This window comes from Thermocatellispora tengchongensis (assembly GCF_014202315.1).
In the GTDB taxonomy this organism is placed as follows: domain Bacteria; phylum Actinomycetota; class Actinomycetes; order Streptosporangiales; family Streptosporangiaceae; genus Thermocatellispora; species Thermocatellispora tengchongensis.
Map to the genome: position 1 here is coordinate 344595 of NZ_JACHGN010000011.1, position 24666 is coordinate 369260.

The window sequence follows — 24666 nt, forward strand, 5'->3', positions numbered from 1 at the left end:
GGCTACCTCACCAGGTTCGCGATGGCGGACTGCGCCTTGTCCAGCGCCTCCTTCGCGGAAGACCTGCCCTGGCTGACCTCCCCGATGGCCTCATCGACCTTGGAGGTGATCTCGGTGAGTTTCGGGTGGGCGGGCAGCGACCTGGCGGTCTCCATCTGCGTGCGGAACACCTTCAGGGTCTCGTCGGTGGCGAGCTCCCCCGACTCCCATGCCTTGGTGTTGGCGGGCAGGTCGTTGGTGCGCTGGTACCAGTCGGCCTGGCCCTTGGCGTCGGTGAGGTAGGCGATGAAGTCCTTCGCGGCGGCCTTGCGCGGGCTGTCCGCGGAGATCGTGAGGCTGGACCCGCCGGCCATCGACACCGACGCCTTGTCCGCCGGTACGGCGGCCACGGCCCACTTGCCCTTGAGCTCGGGGTAGTTGTCGTTCAGCAGGCCCACCATCCACGGGCCGCCGAAGAACATCGGCACGGCTCCGCTGTTGAAGTCCTTGGTGACGTCGTAGCCCGGCCGGAACGTCTTGTCGCTGAGCCCCTTGTCGTAATAGCCGCCGTAGTTCTCCAGGGCCTTCACGGCGTCGGGGCTGTTGACGACGGGCCTGCCGGTGTCGTCGAGGACCGCGCCGCCGGCCGAGTACAGGAACGGGTAGAAGCTCTGCACGGCGTCCAGGCCGCTGGGCTGGATGGACAGTCCCCACTTGGTGCCGGCCTTGTCCTGGTACGCCGCAGCCGCCCGCTGGAGGTCCGCCATGGTGGCCGGGGCGCCCTTGAGGCCGGCCTTCTTCGCCAGGTCGGTGCGGTAGAACAGGACGCGGGTGTCGACGTACCAGGGGACGCCGTAGGGCTTGCCGTCGTAGGTGCCCTGGTTCCAGGCGGCGGGGAAGAAGTCGCCCTGCTTGAACGTCTGGGTGTCCACCGGCTCCAGAGCGCCCATGTCGGCGAACTCGCCCAGGTAGGTCGAGCCCATCTGCATCACGTCGGGGAGCCTGCCCGCGGCGGCCGCGGCGACGAGCTTCTGGTGTGCCACGTCCCAGCCGATCGGGGTCACATCGACGGTGACGTTGGGGTGGCCCTTCTCGTACGTCTTGGCGACGTCCGCGAGCTTCTCGCCCTCCGTCCCCATGGCCCAGACCGTGAGGGTCTGCCGCGCGTCGGCGGCCGTGCCCTCACCGCCGGAGCCACCGCACGCGGTGAGGACGAGCGCGGACGCCAGGGCGACGGCGATCGAAGCGGGTCTGGCGGCGTGGAACATGGACGACTCCTCATCGAGCGGGGCCGATGTATGCGCTGTCTGTAAGCGCATACATCACTCTGTGCTTCCCACTCGACGCGTGACAAGAGGACTTCCGGTTACGTTCCCGTAACAAACACCCGGCCGGCGGCTCAGCCGCCCCGGAGCGTGCGGCTCATCGCGCGGCGGCCCTCGCCGCTTCCGCCTCGCCGCAGCCGCAACTCGCGCGGCGCACGACCGTCACGGGCAGCATCATCGACACCGGCTCCCCGGTACGCGTGCCGCTCAGACGCTCCACCAGCAGTTCCACGGCCGCCTCGCCCATCCGCAGCATCGGCTGCCGCACGGTGGTCAGCGAGGGGCGTACCAGCCGGCTGAGGGGAATCCCGTCGAAGCCCGTCACCACCACGTCGCCCGGCACCTTCACGCCGCGGCGCTCCAGCGCGTGCAAGGCCCCCACCGCCATCTGGTCGTTGGCGAAGACGAAGGCGTCGGGCCGCTCACCCGCCCGTGCGCACAGCTCCTCCGCGGCGCGGGCCCCCTGCGCCTGCGTCATCATCGCCACACGCAGGACCGGCTCCCCGCCGGCCCTCACCCCCGCGTCGCGGCAGGCCGCCAGGAAGCCCCGGAAACGCGCCTCCACGTCCGGCGACTCCTCCGCGGAGCCGATGTAGGCGGGGCGGCGCACGCCGTGGTCCTCGATGAGGTGACGGGTCAGCTCCCGCTGACCGTCGAAGTTGGCCACCTCGATGTGGTCCAGATGGTCCGCCGTGTCCGGGTTCTCCCGGGGCCCCGCCAGCATCACCACCGGCTGACGCCGGGAGATGACGTCCAGCTCCGCGGTGGGCACGGTCCGGGCGAGCACCGCGAACCCGTCCACCCGTCCGGCCACCTTGGCGACCAGGCTCTCCGGCCCGCCCTTCAGCGACGCCGCGATCAGCAGCGCGTAGCCGTGGCGGCGCGCGGCGCGCTCCATTCCGCGAATGATCTGATCGGAATACAGCATCGCCGCGTCGTCGTCCATGTCCTCGGCCGCCTCCGCGTCGGGGTCGGAGTAGTCGGGGAAGCACAGGCCGAGGACACCGGTGGAACGGCTGGCGAGCCCGCGCGCGTTGCCGCTCGGCACGTAGCCGAGGTCACGGGCCACCGAGAGGACCCGTTCCCGGGTCTCCGGCCGTACGGACTCGGGGTTGCGGTAGACCCGGGACACCGTGGCGATGGAGACCCCGGACCGTTCCGCCACGTCGTACACCGTGGGAGCGGAGCCGGAAGCACTCATGGAACCCAACCCCCGCGTGATCTGCACGTGCGCCTACCGATGAAAGCGCATTCACACTAGATGTCCACGGCCTTGGAGAGCAAGCCGCGCCTCAGCACCCCGGACGCGCTGGAGCGGCGTACGACGGTCCCGGCGCAGGGGTCACCGGGGCGCCCCGGCCGGGGCGGTACGGCCGGAGCGGACCGGCCACCGTCCGGCCAGCACCCGGTCCACGCTGAGACGGCCGGCGCCGGTGCCCAGCAGCGCGAGGGAGGCGGCCAGCATGATGAAGGCGAACCCGGAGCCGCTGCCGTCCTGGCCCATGACCAGGCCCTCGCCGGCGTGGACGAAGATCAGCGCACCGGCCATCACCACGGCGAATCCGGCGCAGATCAGCCGGGTGAGCGCGCCGAACAGGACCACGACGCCTCCGAGGAGCTGCATGTAGGCGCCGAAGAGGGTGCTCAGCTCGGGCAGCGGGATGCCGGCGGCGCGGTAGTTCTCGGTGTTGGCCGCGGCGCCGCCCGGCTGTGACACGTCGCCCCAGCCGTGCGCGATGAAGACCGCGCCGACCGCGAGGCGGAGCAGCAGCAGGCCGATGTCGGATGCGAGGCGTTGCCTGTCGTCACTGAGGAATCGCGCGTTGTGCACGGTCATGGGCGTTCTCCTTCTCATCGGGCTCATCAGGGTGATCAGGCTCATCAGGGATCGGGGGGCGGCGGTGTGCGGCGCGTCCCCGCGCGTCCAATGAAGCCATCGGCGTGCGGCCGGACGGAAGGATCGGCTGGGTTGAGACTTATACTCCTGAGGTATGGACGGCTTTGACCTGCGCGAGCTGCGGTACTTCGTCGCAGTGGCCGAGGAGCTGAACTTCTCCCGCGCGGCCGAGCGCCTCGGCATCGCGCAGCCACCCCTGTCCAGGACCATCCGGCAGATGGAGCGGCGGCTGGGCGCCGACCTGTTCGAGCGGGACACCCGCCATGTCGCGCTGACCGATCTCGGGACGACCGTGCTGGACGAGGCGCGGTTCGCGCTCGACGTGTTCGCCGGAGTCAACCGGCGGGCCCGCCGCGCCGCGCTGGCCACGCCGACGCTGCTGGTGACCGCCAAGCCGGGCATCGCCGCCGGCATGCTGCGGCGCATCGTGGACGCCTACACCGCCCGGCCCGGCGCCGCCCGGGTCGAGATCGCGGTCAGCGGGTACCGCGAGCAGGCCGACATGGTACGCGACGGCCGGGCGGACGCGGCGTTGCTCAGCTCCTACTTCGACGCGCGCGGGCTCGACACCGAGCCGCTGACCACCGAACGCCGTGTCGCGGCCCTGCCGGCCGGCCACCCGCTCACCCGGCGCGACGACCTGCGGTGCGGCGACCTGGAGGGCGAGCCGATACCGCAGTGGCCGCACTCCACGCCGGCCGAGCGCGCGTACTGGTCCGGACGCGACCGGCATCCGGCCTATCACCAGGTCATGAGCGAGCCCCGGCCCGGCCCGGTCGTCACCGATCCCAGCCAGTTGCTGGAGGTCGTGGCACTGCGCCAGGCCGTCGCCCTGATCCCCGAGTCGCTGGCCGCCGACAACCCCCGCCCCGACATCGTCTATCGCCCCCTCATCGACGCCACCCCGTACACGATCGCGATCGCCTGGTCGGAAGGGGCGCGCTCACGGCACCTCGCCCGGTTCGTGCGCACCGCGACCGACCTCTACCCGGCCGAGGCGACGCCGCGGGCGGGCTGAGCCGGTCCTCCTCGCCCCGTTCCTCGTCCGCCCGCACGTGGACCCGGCGGCCGACGGGTCACCGCCAGCTTTCGCGCTGTCGCTGGAGTCCGTCGAGGATCAGGTCGAGTCCGATGTCGAACTCCTCGGCGTACGAGTAGCCGGGTTTCAGGGCGTGTTCGAGGATCATCTCGGTGAGGTGCGGGAACTCGTCGCGGGGCATCCGCTCCACGAGCGCGCCGGCCACGTCCTCGAGGTCGGCGGAGGATTCGAAGGGCAGGCTGAGCTCCTGGATCGTGAACCCGTAGATGTAGCCGTCCAGCACCGAGACCGCGTGTGCCGCGCCGGCGATCGAGAAGCCGCCCGCGCGCAGGCAGCCGATGACCGCGTTCTGATGGCGCAGGGTCGCGTGGCCGGGGTTCGTCCGTGAGTCCAGCAGGCGGATCGCCCACGGGTGGCGGGTCAGCACCTCGCGCATCGAGACCGCCCGCCGTCGCATCGCGGTCCGCCAGTCGATGTCGTCCGGCGGGAGGTCGATCTCGCTGAAGACGAGGTCGACCATGCCGTCGAGGATCAGGTCCTTGTTGCGGAAGTGGTGGTACAGCGACATGGCCTCGATGCCGAGCCGTTCGGCGAGCCTGCGCATGCTCGGCACGCCGGTGCCGCTCTCGTCCGCCAGTGCGACCGCCGTGCGAAGCACCAGCTCCTTGGTGAGCCAGTTGCGGCGGGGTGCAGGCGTGCCCGCTGTCTCGGTGGCCACGGAATCCTCCTGCCTGGTCTGCTGTGGACGGCTTGACAACCTTACACCGCAAGGCTCTACCCTTACAGCGTAAGTCGCAGGGATGGCGGCGAGCGGAGGAGAGGGCCATGCAACCGATGGGTTCGAACGAGGCCGGCAAGCCGGGCACGGGGAAGAGAGTGTGCATCGTCGGCGCGTCCGGGAAGCTCGGGCGCTACATGGTGCGGCACGCGCTGGACCGCGGGTACGAGGTCGTGGGCGTCTGCCGCGAGAAGAGCGTGCCCAAGCTCGCCGAGTTCGAGGGACGGATCACGGTGATCCCCGGAGCGACCGACGACCGTGAGGTCATCGCTCGGGCGGTGAGCGGATGCGACGCCGTCCTCACGGTGCTCGTGCCGTGGGGGATGAAGCACTACGCCTCCGGCACCGCCCAGGCCGTGCTCGACCACGCGCGTCCGGGCGCCCGCCTGGTGTTCTCCTGCGGCTGGCACATCAGCCGCGACGGGAAGGACGTCTACTCCTGGAAGTTCAAGGCGTTCGCGGCCGTGTTCGGGCGGCTGGCCAAGCTCGCCCGCGTCGTTGACGTGGACGACCAGGTGGAGGCGTGCCGGAGGATCTTCGCCAGTGACACCCGCTGGACGGTCGTGCGCGGCAGCGACCTGGAGGAGGGCGAAAGCCAGGGCCTGCCGGTGTGGAGCCGGCACGTGGGCGACCCTTGTCTCGCCAGCAACCTGACCCGTCGCGTGGATTTCGCCCTGTTCATGGTGGAGGCGGTGGAGAACGACGCCCTCGTCCACGAGGCCCCGGCCATCGTCGGCCGGCTGACTCCATCGGCCCTCGCCCACGCCCACAGTCCGGCCTGAGCGTCGGCACCTCCTTCACAGCTCGCTCACAACGCGAGAAAGAGCGTGGCAAGCCCGCGCCGACACAGACGGGAAAAGCGTTATGAACGCAAACAGGCGGGCAACCGCGATCGCAGGCGCGCTGGTCATCGCGGGCATGATCGCCGGTGGACTGAGTGTCGTCCCCGCCATCGAGGAGCCGAACTTCCTCGAACTCGTTTCCGCGCACGAGAACCAGGTCATCACCGGCGCGCTTTTTCAGTTCCTCATGATCCCCGCCTACGTCGGGTTCGCGCTGTGCCTGTACCCGGCGTTGAGGACGGCGAGTGAAGCGCTCAGCCTGGGCTTCCTCGGATTCAGGCTGATCGCGGCGGCGTTCCATTTCGTAGGCGTGATCCTCTTGCCCTTGTTCCTTGTGCTGAGCGAGGAATACGCCCAGGCCGGCGCTGCGGGCGCGCCCCACCTTGAGGTCTTGGGCGAGTTGCTGCGGAGGGCGCGCGACCTGGTGAACCATGTCGCATTGATCGTCTCGCTGAACCTCGGAGACCTCCTGCTGTTCTGCATTCTGTATCGGGCGAGGTTCGTCCCCCGCTGGTTGTCCGTGTGGGGACTTCTCGGGGCCGCATCGGCCGTGCTGGCCAGCTTCCTGGTGCTGGTTCGCCTGACCGATGTCGTCACGCCGTTCTACCTGGCCATGAACGCGCCACTGGCGCTGCAGACCCTGGTCCTGGCCATATGGTTGATCGCACGAGGCTTCGCGGGCGTCGGCGTGAAGGCGGCCTGATCGGGCGCCGCACGACGTCCGCGTTCTGCACCGCCGCCTCGAATGAGTTGGGGGGTACTCATGCGGCGGACGCCGCGCCCGGCCGAAAGTGGCGGGTAAGCACGTCGCAAGCACCCTTCGAAGAATGGCTGCCATGACCCACTCCCCTGCCGCCGGCCTGGCCGTGTCGATCCGGCGGTGTGCCCTCCTCGTCCTCACGCTGGCCGTGACCGCCGGATGCGGCCTGACCGGCGGCGGCGCCGCACCCGACCCTCCATCGACCGCCCAGGCCACGTCGGATGCCACCCCGGCGGCCGAACGGAGCACCCCCGCCGTGACGGAAAGCGCGCCGGCCGAGACCGCGACCGGGCCGGAAACGACTGGCGGAAGCGACGGAACCACCGGGACGGCCGTGTCGCCCGGCGGCGTCCTCACCGACGGCAGCACGGTCTCGGCCGAGCTCACCCGGGCCGGGCAGAAGCACGAGTTCACCCTGCGGCTCGGCGACGCCAGGGAGTTCTACGTCGCCGACATGCAGGGATCCGGCATCCGGTTGCAGGTGTTCTCCGAGGTGGACGGGCAGCCGCTCGGCCCGTCCCCGGCCGCGCTCGACTACGGGACCACGATCTTCAAGCTCACCAAGGCGGGCGGGCACCGGCTGGAGATCTGGGGCGACACCAACGTCATCGGCCCGTACAGCTTCCGGATCGCGACCGTCAAGGTCCGCACCTTCCCCGCGACGATCGGCCTGAAGATCGGCGCGGGCAGCCCCGACGGCGCCGGGCAGCTCGACGTCCCGGGCCGGATCGACCGCTTCGAGTTCGACGCGGACGGCGCCCCGGCCATCAAGGTCCTGGGCGGCGCCGGGGCGTGCCCCGTCCTGGAGATGGAACTGTACGACGCCGCGGAGCGGAACGTCGCCACCGCCCGCCAGCCCTTCCCGCTGTGCGGCTACGAGTTCGACATCCCGCTGTCCGGCGACGGCCGCTACGCGCTGGTCGTCAGGTCGGGCACGGCGAAGACCGGGGCGTACTCCTTCCAGATCGTGCGCGCGGGCTGACGGTGTTCGCACGCCGGACGGCCGGCCGTCAGGAGCGGCGCAGCGTCCCGCGGTATTCCAGGGCGCTCGCGCCCTCCTGGCCGGCGAACTCCATGGTGCCGGAAGGCCCCAGCGTCAGGGTCGCGTCGCCGCCGACGCACTGACCCACCTGTGCCACGGTCAGCTCCAGGACATTCGGGCCCCTGGTCCGGGTCGGCGTCGCCTGATGCTCGCAGTCGCCGATCACCATCGTCGCGGTGGACTCGCCGGCCGTCAGGGTGATGGCGACGTCCCTGGTCTCCTCGCGCTCGTCGGCGGAGACGATCCGGCCCGTCCAGGTCCCGGCGAAGGCGGGCGGGACCCGGACGGCACCGGCCGGCGCCTCGGCGCCGCCCGTCTCCGGCGCGCTCTCGCCTTCGGCCGCGCCGGGAGCCCGGCTCGCCTCATCGCCGGCCGTCCGGTTCGTCGCGCCGCCGGTCACCTGGCCGGTCGTGCCGTCGCCGGACGCGGTCCCGCCGATCGTCCCCGTCGCGTACAGCACGCCGATCGTCGCCGCCGCGGCCGCAACGGCGACCGCCATCGCGACCCGCGCGGCGCGGCCCGGCCTCCCCTCCTTGGCGGCCGGGCCGGTGCCGGGCTGGGTGGTGAAGGACGCAGGGGCGACGTCCGCGCGGGTCCCGGGCCCGGTGTCCTGGGCGGCCGGCCGATGCCAGTCCGGCGGCAGGTACGCGGTGGGGACCGGCCCCACGTCCGCCACCGTCACCGTGGGCGATCCAGGATCGACGAGGCGGATCAGGAGCGACCGGGCGGAGGGCCGCGAACGCGGGTCCTTGGCCAGGCATCCGGCCAGGACCGGCAGCAGGCCGGGAGGAACGCCGGTGAGGTCCGGGTCCTGATGGAGGATGCGGTTGAACACCGCGGCCACGGTGTCGTTGCCGAACGGCGCCCGGCCCGTCGCGGCGTACGCCATGGTGGACGCCCAGGCGAACACGTCGGCCGCGGGCGAGGCGGGCGCTCCGCCGAGTTGCTCCGGCGCCATGTACGGCGGCGTGCCCGCCAGCGCCGACGTGCCCGTCTCGGCGTCCAGCGGCCGCGCGATCCCGAAGTCGACCACGCGTGGCCCGTCCGGCCCCAGCAGCACGTTGGCCGGCTTGAAGTCGCGGTGGACGACGCGGGCGGCATGGATGGCGGCGAGCGCGGACGCGGTGCCGACGGCCAGGCGGTCGAGATCGCCCTCGCGCAACGGGCCGCCGGTGCGCACCCGCTCCTGCAGCGAGGGCCCCGCGACGAACTCGCTCACGACGTACGGATCCGGCCGGTCGAGGTCCACCGCCAGGACCCGGGCCGTGCAGAAGGGGGCCACCCGGCGGGCCGCCTCCAGCTCCCTGGCCAGACGGCGCCGCGTGGCGGGCTCGGCGCCGCCCTTGAGAACCTTGATCGCGACGGCACGGCCGGCCTGGTCGCGCCCCTCGTACACGATCCCCTGCCCGCCTTCGCCCAGGCGCCGCACGACGCGGAACACTCCCAGCTCGCGCGGATCTCCAGGCTCCAGCGGCCCAGCGGGCATCAGCCCCTCCTAGCGCGTCGTGCGAGCCTCATCGCCGAGGTTTCTGCAATATAGCCGGACAGGGCCGGGGCGCGGCAGCGCCTCGGCGCGCGGCAGGAGGACCCGCCCGGCCTCGGTGAGCAGTGCGCCCCGCGGGGTGCGCGAGCATGCTCTCGGACCGCCCTCTCCTGACCCGGCCGGAACCTGCTCACGATCGGCACCCGTTCGGCGCGTCAGATCATCGGGGCACCGGCGAAATCCGTGGCCCACGGCGGGTTGGCGCCGACGACGGCGCAGGTGCGGGCCGCGACGGCCGCGCCGAAGGAGGCCGCGTCCACCACGACGCCGAACTGGACGTCGTCCAGCCGGCCGCCGAGGTGCCCGTCCCTGCCGAGCCGGTGCAGGAACCCCGCGGTGAACGAGTCCCCCGCGCCGACGGTGTCCACGACCTGCGTCACCACGGCGGGGACCTCGGCCCGCCGCCCGCGCTGGGAGACCAGCGCCCCGCCCTCGCCCAACGTCACCACGACCAAGGCGGCACCCGCCTCGTGCAGGGCGTCACAGGAGGCCGCCAAAGGCCGGCCCGGCCAGACATGGGCGAGATCGTCCGCGCTCAGCTTGATCAGATCGGCCACCGCGCACCAGCGCGGCAGCGCGGTGCGGTAGGTGGCCGGATCCACCAGCGCCGGCCGTACGTTGGGGTCGATCGAGATCGTGGCGGAACGTGCCGCCCGGCCCAGGAACTCCTCCACCAGGCGGCCGCCCGGGGGCCGCACCAGCGCGAGCGATCCGGTGTGCAGGCACGACACCCCGTCCAGGCGCAGCCGGTGCAGCTCCGCGGCGCTCCAGGCCCAGTCGGCCGTCCCCTCGGCATGGAAGGTGTAGTCCGCCCGGCCGTCGCCGTCGAGCGCGGCGACGGCCAGCGTGCTCGGCTCGGACGCCGTCACGCAGTCGCTCAGGTCGACGCCGGAGGCCCGCAGGTGGGCGCGGAACACCTCGCCGAACACGTCGCGCGACAGGCGGCCGAGGAACCTGGTCCGGGTGCCGAGCCGGGCCAGTGCCACCGCGGTGTTGGCGGGACCGCCGCCCGGCAGCAGGCGGAGGGTCAGCTCGCCGTCCTCGGGGCGGCCTTCGGCGAAGGCGTCCGCGACACATTCGCCGAGCACGGCGACCTCAGTCATGAGCATGGCCTTTCCAAGATCGGGGGTCATGTTGCCGGCTTGTTACCGCCGCAGAGCATTGACGTTTCGTCGCCGAGAGTTCATCATCACTTCCCAACGGATGTCAACGATGACATAGGTCAACGATGACATTCCGGATCCCCCCACAGAACAGGGAGTTCCATGTCTCCACGGCTTCGTACCATCGGCGTTCTGGCCGCTTCCGTCGCCTTCGCCGCCACCACCCTGACCGGCTGCGGGGGCAGCGGCGAGAGTGCGTCCACCGGCGCCTCCACGTCCGCCGCCGTGAAGGTGGGCCTCATCACCAAGACCGAGACCAACCCGTTCTTCGTCAAGATGAAGGAGGGCGCCGAGTCCGCGGCCAAGCAGTACGGCGCCGAGCTGCTGACAGCGGCGGGCAAGTTCGACGGCGACAACGCCGGCCAGATCACCGCGATCGAGAACATGGTCGCCGCCGGCGTGAAGGGCATCCTGATCACGCCCAGCGATTCCAAGGCGATCGTCCCCGCGATCCAGAAGGCACGATCCGCCGGTGTGCTGGTCATCGCGCTGGACAGCCCGACCGAGCCGCAGGAGGCCACCGACGCGCTGTTCGCCACCGACAACTTCAAGGCCGGGGAACTGATCGGCCGGTACGCCAAGGCGGCCATGGCCGGCAAACCCGCCAAGATCGCCACGCTCGACCTGGCGCCGGGCGTCGCCGTCGGGCAACTCCGTCACGACGGCTTCCTCAAGGGCTTCGGGGTCGCCGAGGGCGACCCGTCCATCGTCTGCTCCCAGGACACCGGCGGCGACCAGGCCAAGGGCCAGACCGCGATGGAGAACTGCCTGCAGAAGGCGCCCGACATCAACGTCGTCTACACCATCAACGAGCCTGCCGCGCTGGGCGCCTACACCGCGCTGAAGGCCAAGGGGCGGGAGAAGGAGGTGCTGATCGTCTCGGTGGACGGTGGCTGCACCGGCACCAAGGCCGTCCAGTCCGGCCAGATCGCCGCGACCTCGCAGCAGTACCCGCTGAAGATGGCCGAGAGCGGGGTGAAGGCCGTCGTCGACTACGCCAAGGGAGGAGCCAAGACCTCCGGTTACACCGATACCGGTGTCACGCTGATCACCGACAAGCCCGCGACCGGCGTCGAGGCCAAGGACACCGCCTTCGGCCTCGCCAACTGCTGGGGCTGAGCCGGCCCGTCCGCCCGACGGCCGAGCCACGCCCCGCCGATCGGTCCGGCCGTCACCGCCCCCCTTCTTTCAAGGACCTCTCATGACGGCGACAACCACCACTCAGACTCCCCTGGCCAACGAGCCGTCACCGGCGCGCAGGCTCCTGCTCACGCCCACCGCCGGTCCGCTCGCCGCCCTCGTCCTGGCCTGCGTCTTCTTCTCCTTCAGCACCGACCAGTTCCTGAGCGGCGGCAACTTCTCCTTGATCATTCAGCAGGTCATGGTGGTCGGCACGCTGGCCATCGGCCAGACGCTGATCATCCTGACCGCCGGGATCGACCTGTCCAACGGCGCGGTCATGGCCTTCGGCGGCATCGTCATGGCCAAGCTGGCCGTCGACAGCGGCCTGCCGCCGCTGCTGGCCATCACCGCCGGACTGGCCGTCTGCGCGGGCTTCGGCCTGATCAACGGCCTGCTGGTGACCAGGATCTCGCTGCCGCCGTTCATCGTCACCCTCGGCATGCTCAACGTGGTCTTCGCGCTCACCCACATCTACTCGCAAGACCAGACCGTCACCGGGCTGCCCGCCCCCCTGACCTTCCTCGGACAGACCTTCAGCATCGGTGACACCGCCGTCACCTACGGCTCGGTCCTCATGATCGGCCTGTTCCTGTTCTTCGCCTACCTGCTCAGCCAGACCGCCTGGGGCCGCCACGTCTACGCGCTCGGCAACAGCCCCGAGGTGGCCCGGCTGACCGGCATCAGGACCGCACGGCTGACCGTCGGCGTCTACACGCTCGCCGGCCTGGTGTACGGGATGGCGGCCCTGCTCCTGGTCTCCCGCACGGGGGTCGGCGATCCGCAGGCCGGGCAGACCGACAACCTCGACAGCATCACCGCCGTCGTCCTGGGCGGCACCAGCCTGTTCGGCGGGCGTGGCCTGGTGATCGGCAGCCTGATCGGAGCGCTGATCGTGGGCGTCTTCCGCAACGGCCTGCAGCTGATGGGCGTCCCGTCCATCTACCAGACCCTGATCACCGGCATCCTCGTCATCCTCGCCGTCACCGTCGATCAGCTCTCCCGCAGGAGGACCCGATGACCCCCGTGCTCCAGGCCCGCGGTCTGGTCAAGCGCTACGGCCACGTCACCGCGCTCGACGGCGCCGACTTCGACCTGCTGCCCGGTGAGGTCCTGGCGGTCATCGGCGACAACGGCGCCGGGAAGTCGAGCCTGATCAAGGTGCTGACCGGCGCGGTACAGCCGGACGCCGGCGAGATCCGGCTGGACGGCGAAGTCGTCCGCTTCCGCGACCCGCTCGACGCACGCCGCCACGGCATCGAGACCGTCTACCAGGACCTGGCCGTCGCCGCCTCGCTCGACATCGCCGACAACATGTTCCTGGGCCGCGAGATACGCCGCCCGGGCCTGCTCGGCAGCGTCCTGCGGCTGCTCGACAAGAAGCGCATGCGCGCCGAGTCCGCCGAGCACATGGCGGCGCTCAAGATCGGCCTGCGCTCCCTCGCCGTACCGGTCGAGTCGCTGTCGGGCGGTCAGCGTCAGGGCGTGGCCGTGGCCCGCGCGGTCGCCTGGGCCACCCACGTGGTGGTGATGGACGAGCCGACGGCGGCGCTGGGCGTCAAGGAGTCCGGCCAGGTGCTCGACATGATCAGGCGGGTGCGCGACCGCGGTCTGCCCGTCGTGCTGATCAGCCACAACATGCCGCACGTCTTCGAGATCGCCGACCGGATCCACGTGCAGCGGCTGGGACGGCGCGTCGCCGAGATCAAACCGGGCGATTACAGTATGGCCGAGGTCGTGGCCATCATGACCGGAGCGCTCCAGCTCTCGGACGGCAAGACCGTGGTCACCGACCAGGAGGCGGTCAAGGCGGCCGGCGTCACCCGGGATTGATCACCTCCACCTCCGCATGCGAACGTGCGACACAGGCGAGACAGGAAAGAGGCCATGGCCAAGGTGCGGCGGGCGACGATGAGCGACGTGGCGCGTGAGGTCGGCGTCACCACCAAGACCGTCTCGCGGGTGGTCAACGCCGACGGCCCGGTCGCGCCGGAGACCCGCAGCCGGGTGCTGGAGGCGATGGCCCGCCTGGGCTACCACCCCAACCTGATGGCCAGGAACATCCGCGTGGGCGGCCCCGACTCCACCGTCGGGCTGATCATCCCTGACATGGGCAACCCGTTCTTCGGCACCGTCGCGGGCGGCATCGAGAGCGCGTTGCGCAGCCGGGGCCTCACCCTCATCGTCGGCTCCTCGGAGGAGACGGCGGCGCGCGAGCAGTCGCTGGTCTCGACGTTCCTGGCGCGCCGGGTGACCGCGCTGATCATCGTGCCGTCCGCCAGCAGCGATCACGGCCCGCTGCGCGCACAGCGCAGAACGGGGTTGCCGATCGTCTTCATCGACCGCCCGGCGCGCGGCCTGACCGCGGACTACGTGGCCAGTTCCAACCGTGAGGGCGCCCGCGCGGGAGTGGCGCACCTGATCGCCCACGGTCACCGCCGGATCGCCTTCATCGGTGACCATCCGGGCCTGCACACCCGGAAGGAACGTCTCCAGGGGTACCGGGACGCTCTCGCCGAAGCCGGCCTGCCCTATGACCGGGAACTGGTGGAGATCGGGCACGACCACGAGGCCGCGGCGGCCGCCGTCACCCGCCTGCTCGCGCGCAAGGCACCGGCGACGGCCGTCTTCGCGGCCAACAACTTCGCCGCGACCGGCGTCGTCCTCGGACTGGCCAGGCTCGGCCGCCGGGACGTGGCCCTCGTCGGCTTCGACGACCTCCCGCTCGCCGAGGTGCTCCAGCCCGCCCTGACCGTGGTCGCCCAGGACCCCGCCGCGATCGGGAAGCAGGCCGCCGAGCTGCTGATGGCACGGCTGGACGGCGACCGGTCCAAGGCCCGCACGGTCGTGGTCCCGACCCGGCTGATCATCCGCGGCTCCGGAGAGCTGCCGCCCGCCGCCTGAGAACCATCGCACAGCGCGTCCGCCGAGCCGGCGGATGCGCCACACCATGCCGGACACGGCCGGCCATGGCCGGCCATGGCTGGACACGGCCGGCTGGACGCGCACGAGAAGGGCGACCCGCATCCACGTCCGGCCACTGCACCGGCACCGCCACGGTGATCGCTCCGCAGTGACCAGGACAGCGCCGCCGCCCGAACGACCCCAGGGCCCCGGATGCCCCCGTCCTCCACCGAAAGGTGTGCATGATGCGCAGGTCCACTCGATTAAGCCGTCACGTCGTGCCCGTGATCCTGGCCGCGATGGCCGTGGCCGGCGTCCTCACGATCCCCGCCGGAACGGCGCAGGCCGGAGAGCCCGCCGACTATCCCGAGTACCCGTACGCCCCCACCGACTACAACGAGCCGTTCCGCGGCCAGTTCCACTTCAGTTCGCAGAACGGCTGGATGAACGACGTCAACGCGTCGCTGTACTACCGCGGCACGTACCACCTGTTCTACCAGCACAATCCGCACGGGCTGAACTGGGACACCATGCACTGGGGCCATGCGACCAGCCCCGACCTCGTGCACTGGACACAAAGACCCATCGCCTTGGAGCCGGGAGTGCACAACGCCACGCTGTGGTCGGGCGGAGGCTGGGTGGACACCCGCAACGTGACCGGCCTGAAGAACGGGGACCACGACCCGATCCTGCTGTTCACCAACACCAACGGCGTCTCGATCGCCTACAGCACCGACGGCGGCGAACGCTTCCAGATGTACGACGGCGGAGCGAAGGTCATCTCGACACCCTACGAGAGCCGTGACCCCAAGGTCTTCTGGGACGCCTCCCGCAACCGCTGGGGCCTGGTGCTCTGGGCCGACGACGGCGGCAACACGATGAAGTTCTTCAGCTCGACGAACCTGCTCTCGTGGACGTACCGGGGTGAGTACCGCGCCGGCTGGGCGTTCGAATGCCCGGACATCTACCAGTTGCCCGTTGACGGCAACACGGCCGACCGGAGATGGGTCCTGAACGACGCCCAGGGCGAGTACGTCGTCGGAAACCTCAACGGCGACGGGGTGTTCGTCCCGGACGCCGGGTTCCCGGCGCCGCAGCGCCTGGATCAGGGACGCGCCGCGTTCGACGGTTCGTTCTACGCGGGCCTCACCTTCACGAACCTTCCCACCGACCGTGTCGTTCAGATGGCCTGGCAGCCCGGCAACCGCGGCTCGACATGGACCGGCAACGCGTCCTTCCCCGCGGAGCTGTCACTGCGCAGGTTCCCGGAAGGTCTGCGCGTGACCAGGCTCCCCGTCGGGGAGATCGCCACGATCCGGCAGCCGGCCCAGACGTGGGGCCCGCGGACGATCACGACGAGCGACAGCACGGACCCGCTGAACGGCGTCAATGCCGACACCTATGAGCTGATCTCCGAATGGGACCTCACCGGCGCCACGGCGTCGGAGTTCGGCTTCCGGCTGCACCAGCGTGCCGACGGGTCCAGTGACCGGACCATCGCCTACAACCGCGCCCTGCGACAGATGGAGTGGAAACCGCTCGCTCCGGTCGACAACCGGATCAGGATGCGCGTCCTGGTGGACCGCGGCCAGGTCGAGGCATTCGGCAACGACGGGAGGCTTTCGTACACGGAGAACACGAACTTCGACTCGGCGCCCGGCAGCTTGGGCATCTCCGCCTACGCGGCCGGTGGCCACGTCAGGCTGGTATCGCTGACCTTCCACCGCCTCGACAAGGCGTGGGCGCCCGCACCGGGCGGCACGGGCGAGATGCGCTGGAACGGAACCGGCAAGTGCATCGACATGGACCCGGCGGCCGGCAACGGCGCCGCCGTGCGCATCTGGGACTGCTGGAACGGGCCGAACCAGCAGTGGCGGCACAACGTCAACGGGTCGCTCAGTATCGGAGGGATGTGTCTCGACCAGCCCGGCGAGGTCATCTCCAACGGTGCTCTCCTCCAGGTATGGGCGTGCAACGGGTTGCCCCAGCAACGCTGGACCCGGGTGGGGAGCACGTACCGCAACGCGTGGTCCGGCCGGTGCATAGATCTGGCGTACGGCGACGCCACCAACGGCCGCCGGCTCCAGGTGTGGGATTGCGTCGGCGGCTCGAACCAGTCATGGGGCCTTCCGGCGTAGCCGCGTCCTGCGCCGCCCCGGCACGGGTACTCCCCGCCGGGGCGGCAGCCCGTCCTGGCGGGAGATCAGGCGTGCGGGGGAAGGCGCTCGGTGAGGGCGGTCACGCGGTTGCGCGGCCCGAACACGGCGCATCGCGGACGCCGAGGACCGGCTTGGTGGCCAAGGGCATGGTGGATCCTCGGTTCTCGCTCACGCGGACGCGGGCCGGAGGGCGGCGGGAGGGGTGCCGAGGCGGAGCCGGGCCAGTTCCGTCGCGGCCTGGGCGAGTGTCACCTGCCGTTGTTCCGCCGTGCCGAAGAGATCGGCGACAGTGTGCTCGATGGCCTCGACGCGTTGGCGTGCCACGTCGGGGGTTTCGTGGTGCAGCTCCAGGGTGAGCGCGTTGATGACCCCGCCGGCGCTGACGACGTAGTCGGGCACCCAGACGATGCCGCGCCGATGCAGGAGGCCGGCGACGTCCGCGGTGGCCAACTGGTTGTTGGCCGGCCCCACGACGGCGGAGCAGCGCAGACGCGGCACGACGTCCCCGGTGAGGATGCCGCCGAGCGCGGCCGGAACGAGGATGTCGGTGTCCGCGGTGAGGGCGTGCTCCGGCGAGGCCCAGGTGGCGCCGAGTTCCTCACCTGCCGCCCGTTTGGCGGGGTCGATGTCGCTGACCAGGAGGTCGGCTCCCTCGTCGGCGAGCAGGCGTGCCAGCCGCATGCCGACGCTGCCCAGCCCCACCAGCGACAGGCGCACGCCGGTGAGCGCCCGCGTGCCGTAGAGGCGCCGGCTCACCGCGCGCAGTGCCGCCAGCGTGCCGAGCGCGGTGGCCGGCGAGGAGTCTCCACTCCCGCCGTGCTGTGCCGGCCTGCAGAAGACATGAGGGGTGCGCTCACCGATGACCGCCATGTCCTCTGGAGTCGTCCCGACGTCGGGGCCGGTCGCATAGGCCCCGTCCAATGACGCGATGGCGTCGGCCACGTCGTCCAGCACGGCGCGGCGCGTGGCCGCGTCCAGTTCGGCCCCTGGAGGCACGGCGACGACGGTCTTGCCGCCGCCGTTCGCCAGCCCGGCCACAGCGCATTTGGCGGTCATGCCGGCCGACAGGCGCAACGCGTCGGCGAGGCCGTCCTGCCAGTCGGCGTAGCGCCAGAGCCGGCATCCGCCCACCGCCTGGCCGAGCGTGGACGAGTGCACGGCGACGATGACCGGCAGGCGCGAGCGCGGCCCCGTGCGGATCAGGACCTGTTCGTGGTCGAGAGCGGGCATGCCGTCGAACCCCCAAATCATCCGAGCGATGTTCCCGGGCAAGTATCGGCCGTCCAGCCGCCAAATAGGGCTCTCGCCGTACGTATGGTCGGAATCGGTGCCAGAATCCCGTACATGGACGAACTTGATTCGGAGATCATCCGGCTTCTCCAGACGGATGCACGGCAGTCCAACCGCGAGCTGGCACGCAGACTCGGCGTCGCGCCCTCCACCTGCCTGGAACGTGTCAGGGCGCTCACCCGCCGTGGCGTCATCCGCGGCTACCACGCCGAGATCAACCCGGCCGCGCTCAACCGCGGCGTCCAGGCCATGGTCTCGGTACAGGTACGCCCCCTCAGCCGCACCATCATCGATGCCTTCAAGGACTCCGCGAGCGCCATGCCGGAAGTGCTCAGCGTCTTCGTGCTGAGCGGCGGCGATGACTTCCTCCTCCACGTCGCCGTCCAGGATCTGGACCATCTGCACGCCTTCCTGCTCGACCGGCTCAGCAAACGCCAGGAGATCGCGGGCTTCCGCACCTCGGTGATCTTCCAGCAGGTGCACAACGCCGCCCCCACCAGGCTCCCCGACGTGTCCGGCCACCCACAGCCGCCTGCCAGGAAGCCCTCCACCGCACGGACCTGAGATGCGCACCGCGCGGTGGAGGAGCGCCGGTACTCACCCGGTCGCCCTCCCTCCCAGGGCGGCCTGAAAGGCCTGTTCGGCGGCGTCGATCTCGGCGATCTGCTTGACGATCTCGGCGGGCGACGCCTCTCCGACGGCCTTCTGCAGCAGAGGGGTGTGGTCGAGGATCAGGTCGCGGACGACCTGGAGGGGGCGCGGTGCGTGGTGGAAGACCTTGCCGAGGATGAACGCCTGCTGGGACTGGCGTGCGGTGTGGGGTTTGCGCGGGGTCTCGTATGCCTGGAGCGCCCGGCGGACGGCGTGATGGTCGCGCAGGTCCACCCCGGCCAGGCGGCGGCCGATGAAGTAGCCGTCCTCGGTGGCCATCCCCGCGCCGTAGGCGGCGTAGGGGGAGGTGGGGTCGGCTGTGGGTGAGGATGCACAGGCCCCGCTGGGCCTTGACGTCCTCGTCGAGAACGAACCCGCCGAAGATGTGCAGGTTGTGCTCGCGCTTGGGGGCGTCGCCCCACAGGGTGCGGCGCACGAGGGAGTCGATGCCGTCGGCGCCGATCAGCACGTCGCATTCGTGCACGTCACCGTCGGCCAGGTGCAGGCGTACGCCGGTTTCGTCCTGGTCGAAGCCGTCCACGCGCCGGTTGACCTGGAGGACGCCGGGCGGGAGCGCGGCCACAAGCCGCTCGTACAGGGCGGGGCGCAGCAGCCCGATGAAGCCGCCGCCGTAGTCGCGGACGACGTCGCCGGGCAGGCGGACGGCCACCCGGCGGCGTCCGCGGATGTTGCGGAACTCGGTGTGGCAGGGCGAGCCGAGGTCGTCGATGTCGACGCCCATCAGGCCGAGCGCCTTGATGGGCGGTGGCCACAGGTTGAGGATGTTGCCCGCCGCGCGGGCCTGCGGGTAGCGCTCCAGCAGGACGACGTCGTGCCCGGCCTGGTGAACGGACAGGGCGGTCGCCATCCCGGCCGGCCCGGCGCCGATGACGGCGACCCGCCCGCGTCTGGTGGTTGCCATGAGGGTTCCTCCTCGGAGGTGGTGCAAGGCGGCAGGCCGATCGCATCGGGGCCAAAACCTTAGTGTGCGCTAATGTTTTTGGATGATGAAGCCCACGTCACACGCTTGTCAACCGCCGACCTCGCAGGAGACCGCCGATGCGCGACAATGACAGCCATGACGTCCCAGAACGCCCCGGACGATGCCGACCTGCGGATCCGCCCGCCGCGGCAGGCGCGCAGCCGCCAGGTATGGGCGCGGATCCTCGACGCCGGCGTGGCGATCATCGAGGAGGGCGGCTACGAGGCGTTCACCATCGCCGCGGTCTGCGAACGCGCCAACGTCGCACCGCCGACCGTCTACGCCCGCGTCGACACCAAGGACGCCCTGTTCCTGGCCGTCTACGAGCACGGCATCGCCCGGCTCGGCGCCGGCGAGGCCGTCTTCGGTGACCCTCGGCAGTGGGCCGGGCTGACCTGCGAGCGACTCGTCCGGGAGGCGGTCGCCGCACTCGCCCAGATCTTCCTGCGCAACGCCCGCTTCCTCGGCGCCGTCGTCCTGATCTCCGGGGGCCACCCGGAGATCAAACGGCGCGGCTCGGCGTACGCTCACCGCCTCGGCGACGCCTTCACCGGCGTCCTTCTCGGCGCCCGGCACGAAATCGCCCACCCCGACCCGCACGCCGCCGTCCGCGCCTGCTACGACACCCTCTTCTCCGCCCTGGTGCTGCGCGTCGCCTACGGCCCGGGATTCGCCGTCGCCACCACCACCGACGCCGCCTTCACCGCCCACCTCACCGAGATCGCCGTCCGCTACCTGCTACGCGACTCAGCGGAGCACCTGCCCACGCAGACGACGGGGACGACGGGGACGACGGCCCGAGCCCGTTGAGCCGGGGTGAGAGCGCGGCGAACCCGGCACGGCCGATCGTCGCCACGCCTCCGGCCCGCGCGTCCGTCACATGGGGGCGGCTGTCAGCCGGGGCTCGATCGGCCGTGCCGCCAGTATCCGAAGAACGCGATGTCCGATTTCGGCATGCCGCGGTCGTTCACCAGGTGGCGGCGCAGGCCGGTGGCGAGCTTGGCCTCCCCCGCCGCCCAGGTGTAGCAGCGGCCGGGCGGCAGATGCGCCCGTCTGACCGTCTCCAACGCCAGCGTTCCGGGCAGGCCGCCGGCGCCATCGCGGGGCAGCCAGTGCACCCGCACTCCCTCGGGGACGGTGATGTCCGGCCGGATGTCCGCCGTCTCCGGCACCTCCAGGAACACCTCCCCGGCCAGTGACGCGGGGGCGTGCTCCAGGATGGCCAGGATCGCGGGCACGGCGCTCTCGTCGCCCGCGAGCAACTGCCAGGACGCCTCGGCGGGCGGCAGGTAGGTCAGCCCCATGTCGAAGATGCCGGCCGGGTCGCCGGGACGGGCACGGCGGGCCCAGTTGGAGGCCGGGGTGTCGCCGTGCAGCACGAACTCGATGTCCACCTCGCCGAGCTCGGGCCGGGTGCGCCGGATCGTGAAGGTGCGCACCCAGGGGCGGCGCGATTTCGGCAGCATGAGCAACTCCGCCATCCACGCCTCGTTGGAGAAGCTCGGCATGCGCAGCCTGTCCTGCCCGTCGCGGGGGAAGAACAGGCGTACGATCTGGTCGCGACCCGTGGGGATCAGATGTTCGAGCTCGGGGCCGCCGAGGGTGATGGACGCTAAGCCGGGGCTGAGTCTGGTGTTCGCCACCACCTCCAGCGTGATCATCTTCCGGGTCTCCGGCATGCGCACCTTGGGCAGCATGTCCTCGTCACCCCCCTCTCAGAGGTCCACGACGAGGCGGGGCGAGCGCGCGCGGGAGACGCAGGCGTACATACGGCCCGCGGGGGCGCCGATGTCGTCGCGGTGCTCGGGCTCCCCGTCGAGGACGGTGAGCTCGCAGCTTCCGCAGACGCCTTCGCGGCAGCCGGAGGCCACGGGGAGCCCGGCGTACGTCAGGGCGTCCAGCATCGACTCCTCCGGGGAGACGGGTACCGTCCGGCCGGATCGGGCGCACACCACCTCGAAGGCCGTGTTGGGCGGGAACGTCCTGGGCGTCGGGCGGAAGCGCTCGATGTGCAGGCGTCCGGCGGGGAAGGCGGCCTCGGCCGCGGCGAGCATCGGCGCGGGGCCGCAGCAGTACACCAGCGCGCGGGGGCTCAGCCCGGCCGCCAGCGCCGCGAGGTCGGGCCTGCCGTGTTCGTCCTCGGCGAGGACGGTCACCCGGTCGCCATAGGAGGAGCGCAGTTCGTCGGTGAACGGCATCGTCGCGGCCGACCGTCCGGCGTACACCAGCCTCGCCGCGGCCCCCGCCCGGGTGGCGGCCCGCAGCATCGGCAGGATGGGGGTGATGCCGATCCCGCCGGCGAGGAAGAGATACTCCGGCGCGGGCAGGAGCGGGAAATTGTTGCGCGGCTCCGAGACCTCCAGCGGCCGGCCCTGGCGCAGGAACAGGTGGACGTACTCCGAGCCTCCCCGGCTCAGCGGGTCATGGCGTACCGCGATGCGGTAACGCTCCCGGTCGGCCGGGTCTCCGCACAGGGAGTACTGCCGGGTCAGCCAGTTCGGCAGCGCCAGATCGATGTGCGCGCCCGGCTCCCACGGCTCCAGCTCGCCGGCGGCGCCGCGCAGGACGAGGGAGACGACGCCGTCGGCGACCCGGTCCACGCGGTCGAGAATCGTCAGTTGCATCGAGACATCACCTTGGGGGTCGGTCAGTACAGTTCGCGGTAGCCGGCTTCGAGCCGGCTGTCGATGAGCTTCGGATCGAGGTCGAGCCCGAGCTGGCCGATGGCCATCTCACCCGGCGACGGGATCTCCGCGGCGAGGGCCTGGCTCGCGGGATCCCACAGCCGCGAGCGGATGAGCGCGCGGCCGCAGTGCAGGTAGACCTCCGCCACCTCGACGACGAGCGCGAGCATCGGCTCCTTGGCCTCGGTCTGCATCCGTACGAGCACGTCGGGCTCGTCGGTGGGATAGGCGCGGCCGTTGACCCGCAGCGTCTCGCGTACTCCGGGGATGAGGAACAACAGCCCGATCCCGTCGTTCTCGGCGAGGTTGCGGAAGGAGTCGGCGATCTTGTTGCCGGGCCGGTCGGGAATGGCGAGCGTGCGCTCGTCGAGGACCTTCACGAACCCCGGGTAGTCGCCGCGGGGCGTGCAGTCCGCGCGTCCCGCCGCGTCGGCCGTGGCCATCGCCAGGAAGGGCGAGTGGGCGATGAAGCGGCGGGAGTACTGGTCGATGCGATCGAAGATCTTGGCCTTCGTCATGGCCTCGGGCTCGCCGAGCCGGGCGAGCACCTCGTCCGGCGGCACCCTACGGGGGCGTGTGAGGGCATGCGTCATCAAGGGCTCCTTCTCGGGGGTGGCGCGACGGCGGACCGCCGTTCGCGTTCAAGCGCGCCCGCGCCCGGCGCTCGCCGTATCTGCGCAGGTCATGGCACAATTATGAGCAATTATTCAGTTCGCGCGCTACTCGCTTTCGCGCTGCCGCACCGGGGGTGCCATGACATCGGACAAGCGCCGCCTTCAGCCACGTAAACAGCCACGGCAGGTACGGGCCGAGCTGACCCGGCAGCGCATCCTCACGGCCGCTGCTCACGTTTTCGCCGAGCACGGCTACGCCGCCGGCACCACCAACCGCATCGCCGAGCGGGCGCGGATCTCGATCGGCTCGCTGTACCAGTACTATCCGAACAAGGACGCGATCCTCGTCGAGCTGGTGGCCAGGCATCTCGACGCGGGCGTGGCCGCCCTGGCACGCCGGGAGGAGAACGGGCTGCCCGACTCCCTGGAGGAGATCGTCCGCCTCTACGTACGGACCGCGATCGAGAACCACCTCGACGACCCGCAGCTCCTGCGCGTCATGATCGAACATGCGCCCCGCTCCCTCGCGCTGCTGGAGAAGGTCGCCCGGTTCGAGCAGGAGCGCGTCGCCTACATGCGGGAGCTGTTCGATCGCCACCCGGAGGTCCGGGTCGGCGACAGCGAGACCGCCGCCCGGCTCGTCGTCTCCACCGTGGAGCTGGTCGTGCACCAGCTCACCGCCGCGCCCGACCCCATCGACATCCCCCGGTTCGAGAACGAGCTGGTCGCCATGCTCACCCGCTACCTCTCGGCCGCCGGTTGACGGGCGGACGTGGGCGGGTGGCCGGGCTCACGACGTGGTGAACCGGGCGCGGCGGCATCACGGGCATGTCGCGATGCCGCCGCGCGAGGGCCGGCTCAGTACACGTAGGGCCAGCCCTCCGCGTCGTAGCCGATCCGGTTGATGCCCAGATTGGAGGCGCCGTTGTCGGCATACCAGTGGTAGAACAGCACGTCTCCGTCGTTGTCGGCGAGGACGGCCTGATGGCCGGGGCCGTGAACGCCGCCGTGGCCGGCCAGGAGCTGCGTGCCGCCGCCGGAGGTCATCGGCACTCCGTTGCGGTCCACGTACGGCCCGGTGACGCTGGTCGAGCGGCCGACCATGATGCGGTAGGTGCTGGCGGCGCCCCGGCAGCAGAAGTCGAAGGAGACCATCTGGTAGTAGTAGCCGCCGCGCCGGTAGATGAACGGCGCCTCGATCGCCCCGCCGCCCCGGCCGGCGATGCCGAGCACGGTGTTGTCGGCCCGCTTGCCGGTGGCCGGGTCGAGCCGGATCATCTTGATCCCCGACCAGAACGAGCCGAAGTCCAGCCACCAGCGGCCCTGCTCGTCGATGACGAGGTTGGGGTCGATGGCGTTGAAGTCGTCGGAGGCGCGCGACTCGATCACCAGGCCCTGGTTGGTCCAGGACCCGGACGCCCCGGTCGTGCTGGTGGCCAGGAAGATCGCCGAGGTGTTGCGGCCGAAGCCGGAGGCGGAGTAGTACATGTAGTACCGCCCGTTGACATAGGTGATGTCCGGCGCCCACACCGAGTTGCCGCCACCGGTGTAGGGGTGCGCCCAGGGCACTCCGCCGGGGAACGCGGCTCCGGCGTTACGCCAGGCGGTCCGGTCGGCGGAGGTCTTCAGCGGGATGTTGTCGCCGGTGTGGGCCAGTAGGTAAGTGCCGTCCGGCCGCTTGGTCACCTCGGGGTCGTGCACCCCGATGTCGCCGGTCACGAGCCCGGGGTTGGGATAGGAGCCGGGCGTGCCGGGTCCGCCGATCTTGATGAGCTGCCATTGCTGGTTGGTGCCGTTGAGGTCGGTGTACTGGGAGACGCGGGCGCCGTCGGCGG

Annotated in this window: 24 protein-coding genes and 1 pseudogene; 12 read left to right on the forward strand and 13 right to left on the reverse strand. The window is 71.0% G+C overall.

Annotated elements, in window-relative coordinates; all coding sequences use genetic code 11:
* Positions 1 to 2: 2 nt before the first annotated feature.
* From HNP84_RS26410 to HNP84_RS26420, 3 genes are all read right to left on the reverse strand, one after another.
* Entirely contained in the window at positions 3 to 1247 is a 1245-nt protein-coding gene (locus HNP84_RS26410) for a sugar ABC transporter substrate-binding protein (protein WP_185052586.1), read from the reverse strand.
* A gap of 154 nt (positions 1248 to 1401) precedes the next feature.
* On the reverse strand, positions 1402 to 2505 hold the full coding sequence (locus HNP84_RS26415; RefSeq protein WP_185052587.1) for a LacI family DNA-binding transcriptional regulator: 1104 nt from the start codon (positions 2503 to 2505) through the stop codon (positions 1402 to 1404).
* Positions 2506 to 2646: 141 nt separating this feature from the next.
* Entirely contained in the window at positions 2647 to 3141 is a 495-nt protein-coding gene (locus HNP84_RS26420; RefSeq protein WP_185052588.1) for a DoxX family protein, read from the reverse strand.
* A gap of 154 nt (positions 3142 to 3295) precedes the next feature.
* On the opposite strand from HNP84_RS26420, the gene HNP84_RS26425 reads away from it, so the two are divergent.
* Positions 3296 to 4219: a LysR family transcriptional regulator gene (locus tag HNP84_RS26425; protein WP_185052589.1), complete on the forward strand. Its 924-nt coding sequence runs from the start codon at positions 3296 to 3298 to the stop codon at positions 4217 to 4219.
* Positions 4220 to 4277: 58 nt separating this feature from the next.
* Here HNP84_RS26425 and HNP84_RS26430 read toward each other — a convergent pair whose 3' ends face one another.
* Complete coding sequence (locus HNP84_RS26430; RefSeq protein WP_185052590.1) at positions 4278 to 4958, reverse strand: TetR/AcrR family transcriptional regulator; 681 nt, start codon at positions 4956 to 4958, stop codon at positions 4278 to 4280.
* Between the two features lie 107 nt (positions 4959 to 5065).
* Here HNP84_RS26430 and HNP84_RS26435 point away from each other — a divergent pair, with 107 nt between their 5' ends.
* The 3 genes from HNP84_RS26435 to HNP84_RS26445 all read left to right on the forward strand — a co-directional run bounded on the left by HNP84_RS26435 (position 5066) and on the right by HNP84_RS26445 (position 7602).
* Positions 5066 to 5800, forward strand: a complete 735-nt coding sequence (locus HNP84_RS26435; RefSeq protein WP_185052591.1) for an NAD(P)-dependent oxidoreductase — start codon at positions 5066 to 5068, stop codon at positions 5798 to 5800.
* A gap of 82 nt (positions 5801 to 5882) precedes the next feature.
* A complete protein-coding gene (locus HNP84_RS26440; protein WP_185052592.1) occupies positions 5883 to 6563 on the forward strand; it encodes a DUF4386 domain-containing protein in 681 nt (226 codons plus the stop codon).
* Positions 6564 to 6696: 133 nt separating this feature from the next.
* Positions 6697 to 7602: an LptM family lipoprotein gene (locus HNP84_RS26445; protein ID WP_185052593.1), complete on the forward strand. Its 906-nt coding sequence runs from the start codon at positions 6697 to 6699 to the stop codon at positions 7600 to 7602.
* Positions 7603 to 7630: 28 nt separating this feature from the next.
* Here the strand turns inward: HNP84_RS26445 and HNP84_RS26450 are convergent, their stop codons facing one another.
* Positions 7631 to 9148 carry a serine/threonine-protein kinase gene (locus tag HNP84_RS26450; protein WP_185052594.1) on the reverse strand — a complete coding sequence of 506 codons (1518 nt, stop codon included), beginning with the start codon at positions 9146 to 9148 and terminating at the stop codon, positions 7631 to 7633.
* A gap of 212 nt (positions 9149 to 9360) precedes the next feature.
* A complete protein-coding gene (locus HNP84_RS26455) occupies positions 9361 to 10308 on the reverse strand; it encodes a carbohydrate kinase family protein (RefSeq protein ID WP_246518626.1) in 948 nt (315 codons plus the stop codon).
* 162 nt (positions 10309 to 10470) lie between these two features.
* Between HNP84_RS26455 and HNP84_RS26460 the strand changes: the two genes are divergently transcribed.
* From HNP84_RS26460 to HNP84_RS26480, 5 genes are all read left to right on the forward strand, one after another.
* Positions 10471 to 11487: a sugar ABC transporter substrate-binding protein gene (locus HNP84_RS26460; protein WP_185052596.1), complete on the forward strand. Its 1017-nt coding sequence runs from the start codon at positions 10471 to 10473 to the stop codon at positions 11485 to 11487.
* Between the two features lie 82 nt (positions 11488 to 11569).
* Positions 11570 to 12568: an ABC transporter permease gene (locus HNP84_RS26465; protein WP_185052597.1), complete on the forward strand. Its 999-nt coding sequence runs from the start codon at positions 11570 to 11572 to the stop codon at positions 12566 to 12568.
* Positions 12565 to 13380: an ATP-binding cassette domain-containing protein gene (locus HNP84_RS26470; protein WP_185052598.1), complete on the forward strand. Its 816-nt coding sequence runs from the start codon at positions 12565 to 12567 to the stop codon at positions 13378 to 13380. Before HNP84_RS26465 ends, HNP84_RS26470 begins: the two co-directional genes overlap by 4 nt.
* A 54-nt stretch (positions 13381 to 13434) precedes the next feature.
* On the forward strand, positions 13435 to 14451 hold the full coding sequence (locus HNP84_RS26475; RefSeq protein ID WP_185052599.1) for a LacI family DNA-binding transcriptional regulator: 1017 nt from the start codon (positions 13435 to 13437) through the stop codon (positions 14449 to 14451).
* Between the two features lie 278 nt (positions 14452 to 14729).
* Complete coding sequence (locus tag HNP84_RS26480; RefSeq protein WP_185052600.1) at positions 14730 to 16589, forward strand: ricin-type beta-trefoil lectin domain protein; 1860 nt, start codon at positions 14730 to 14732, stop codon at positions 16587 to 16589.
* Between the two features lie 189 nt (positions 16590 to 16778).
* Here the strand turns inward: HNP84_RS26480 and HNP84_RS26485 are convergent, their stop codons facing one another.
* Positions 16779 to 17861 carry a Glu/Leu/Phe/Val dehydrogenase dimerization domain-containing protein gene (locus HNP84_RS26485; protein ID WP_221336765.1) on the reverse strand — a complete coding sequence of 361 codons (1083 nt, stop codon included), beginning with the start codon at positions 17859 to 17861 and terminating at the stop codon, positions 16779 to 16781.
* Between the two features lie 93 nt (positions 17862 to 17954).
* On the opposite strand from HNP84_RS26485, the gene HNP84_RS26490 reads away from it, so the two are divergent.
* Positions 17955 to 18464: an Lrp/AsnC family transcriptional regulator gene (locus tag HNP84_RS26490; protein WP_185052601.1), complete on the forward strand. Its 510-nt coding sequence runs from the start codon at positions 17955 to 17957 to the stop codon at positions 18462 to 18464.
* A 33-nt stretch (positions 18465 to 18497) separates the two neighbouring features.
* Here HNP84_RS26490 and HNP84_RS51300 read toward each other — a convergent pair whose 3' ends face one another.
* The gene (locus HNP84_RS51300; RefSeq protein ID WP_221336766.1) at positions 18498 to 18830 is read right to left on the reverse strand and encodes an FAD-dependent monooxygenase family protein; all 333 of its coding nucleotides are present in this window, start codon (positions 18828 to 18830) and stop codon (positions 18498 to 18500) included.
* A gap of 199 nt (positions 18831 to 19029) precedes the next feature.
* Positions 19030 to 19473: pseudogene (locus HNP84_RS56745) on the reverse strand (FAD-dependent oxidoreductase); the annotation flags it as partial.
* A gap of 156 nt (positions 19474 to 19629) precedes the next feature.
* Between HNP84_RS56745 and HNP84_RS26500 the strand changes: the two are divergent.
* Entirely contained in the window at positions 19630 to 20343 is a 714-nt protein-coding gene (locus HNP84_RS26500) for a TetR/AcrR family transcriptional regulator (RefSeq protein WP_185052602.1), read from the forward strand.
* Positions 20344 to 20426: 83 nt separating this feature from the next.
* Here HNP84_RS26500 and HNP84_RS26505 read toward each other — a convergent pair whose 3' ends face one another.
* From HNP84_RS26505 to HNP84_RS26515, 3 genes are read right to left on the reverse strand one after another with little or no spacing between them, the layout of a single operon-like run.
* Positions 20427 to 21230, reverse strand: coding sequence for a siderophore-interacting protein (locus HNP84_RS26505; RefSeq protein WP_185052603.1), 804 nt, complete (start codon positions 21228 to 21230; stop codon positions 20427 to 20429).
* A gap of 18 nt (positions 21231 to 21248) precedes the next feature.
* Positions 21249 to 22157 (reverse strand): PDR/VanB family oxidoreductase, encoded by a 909-nt coding sequence (locus tag HNP84_RS26510; protein WP_185052604.1) that lies wholly within the window; start codon positions 22155 to 22157, stop codon positions 21249 to 21251.
* A gap of 23 nt (positions 22158 to 22180) precedes the next feature.
* Complete coding sequence (locus tag HNP84_RS26515) at positions 22181 to 22810, reverse strand: MSMEG_1061 family FMN-dependent PPOX-type flavoprotein (RefSeq protein ID WP_185052605.1); 630 nt, start codon at positions 22808 to 22810, stop codon at positions 22181 to 22183.
* Between the two features lie 160 nt (positions 22811 to 22970).
* On the opposite strand from HNP84_RS26515, the gene HNP84_RS26520 reads away from it, so the two are divergent.
* Positions 22971 to 23594: a TetR/AcrR family transcriptional regulator gene (locus HNP84_RS26520; RefSeq protein ID WP_185052606.1), complete on the forward strand. Its 624-nt coding sequence runs from the start codon at positions 22971 to 22973 to the stop codon at positions 23592 to 23594.
* A gap of 95 nt (positions 23595 to 23689) precedes the next feature.
* Here HNP84_RS26520 and HNP84_RS26525 read toward each other — a convergent pair whose 3' ends face one another.
* On the reverse strand, positions 23690 to 24601 hold the full coding sequence (locus tag HNP84_RS26525; protein ID WP_185052639.1) for an arabinan endo-1,5-alpha-L-arabinosidase: 912 nt from the start codon (positions 24599 to 24601) through the stop codon (positions 23690 to 23692).
* Between the last annotated feature and the right edge of the window lie 65 nt (positions 24602 to 24666).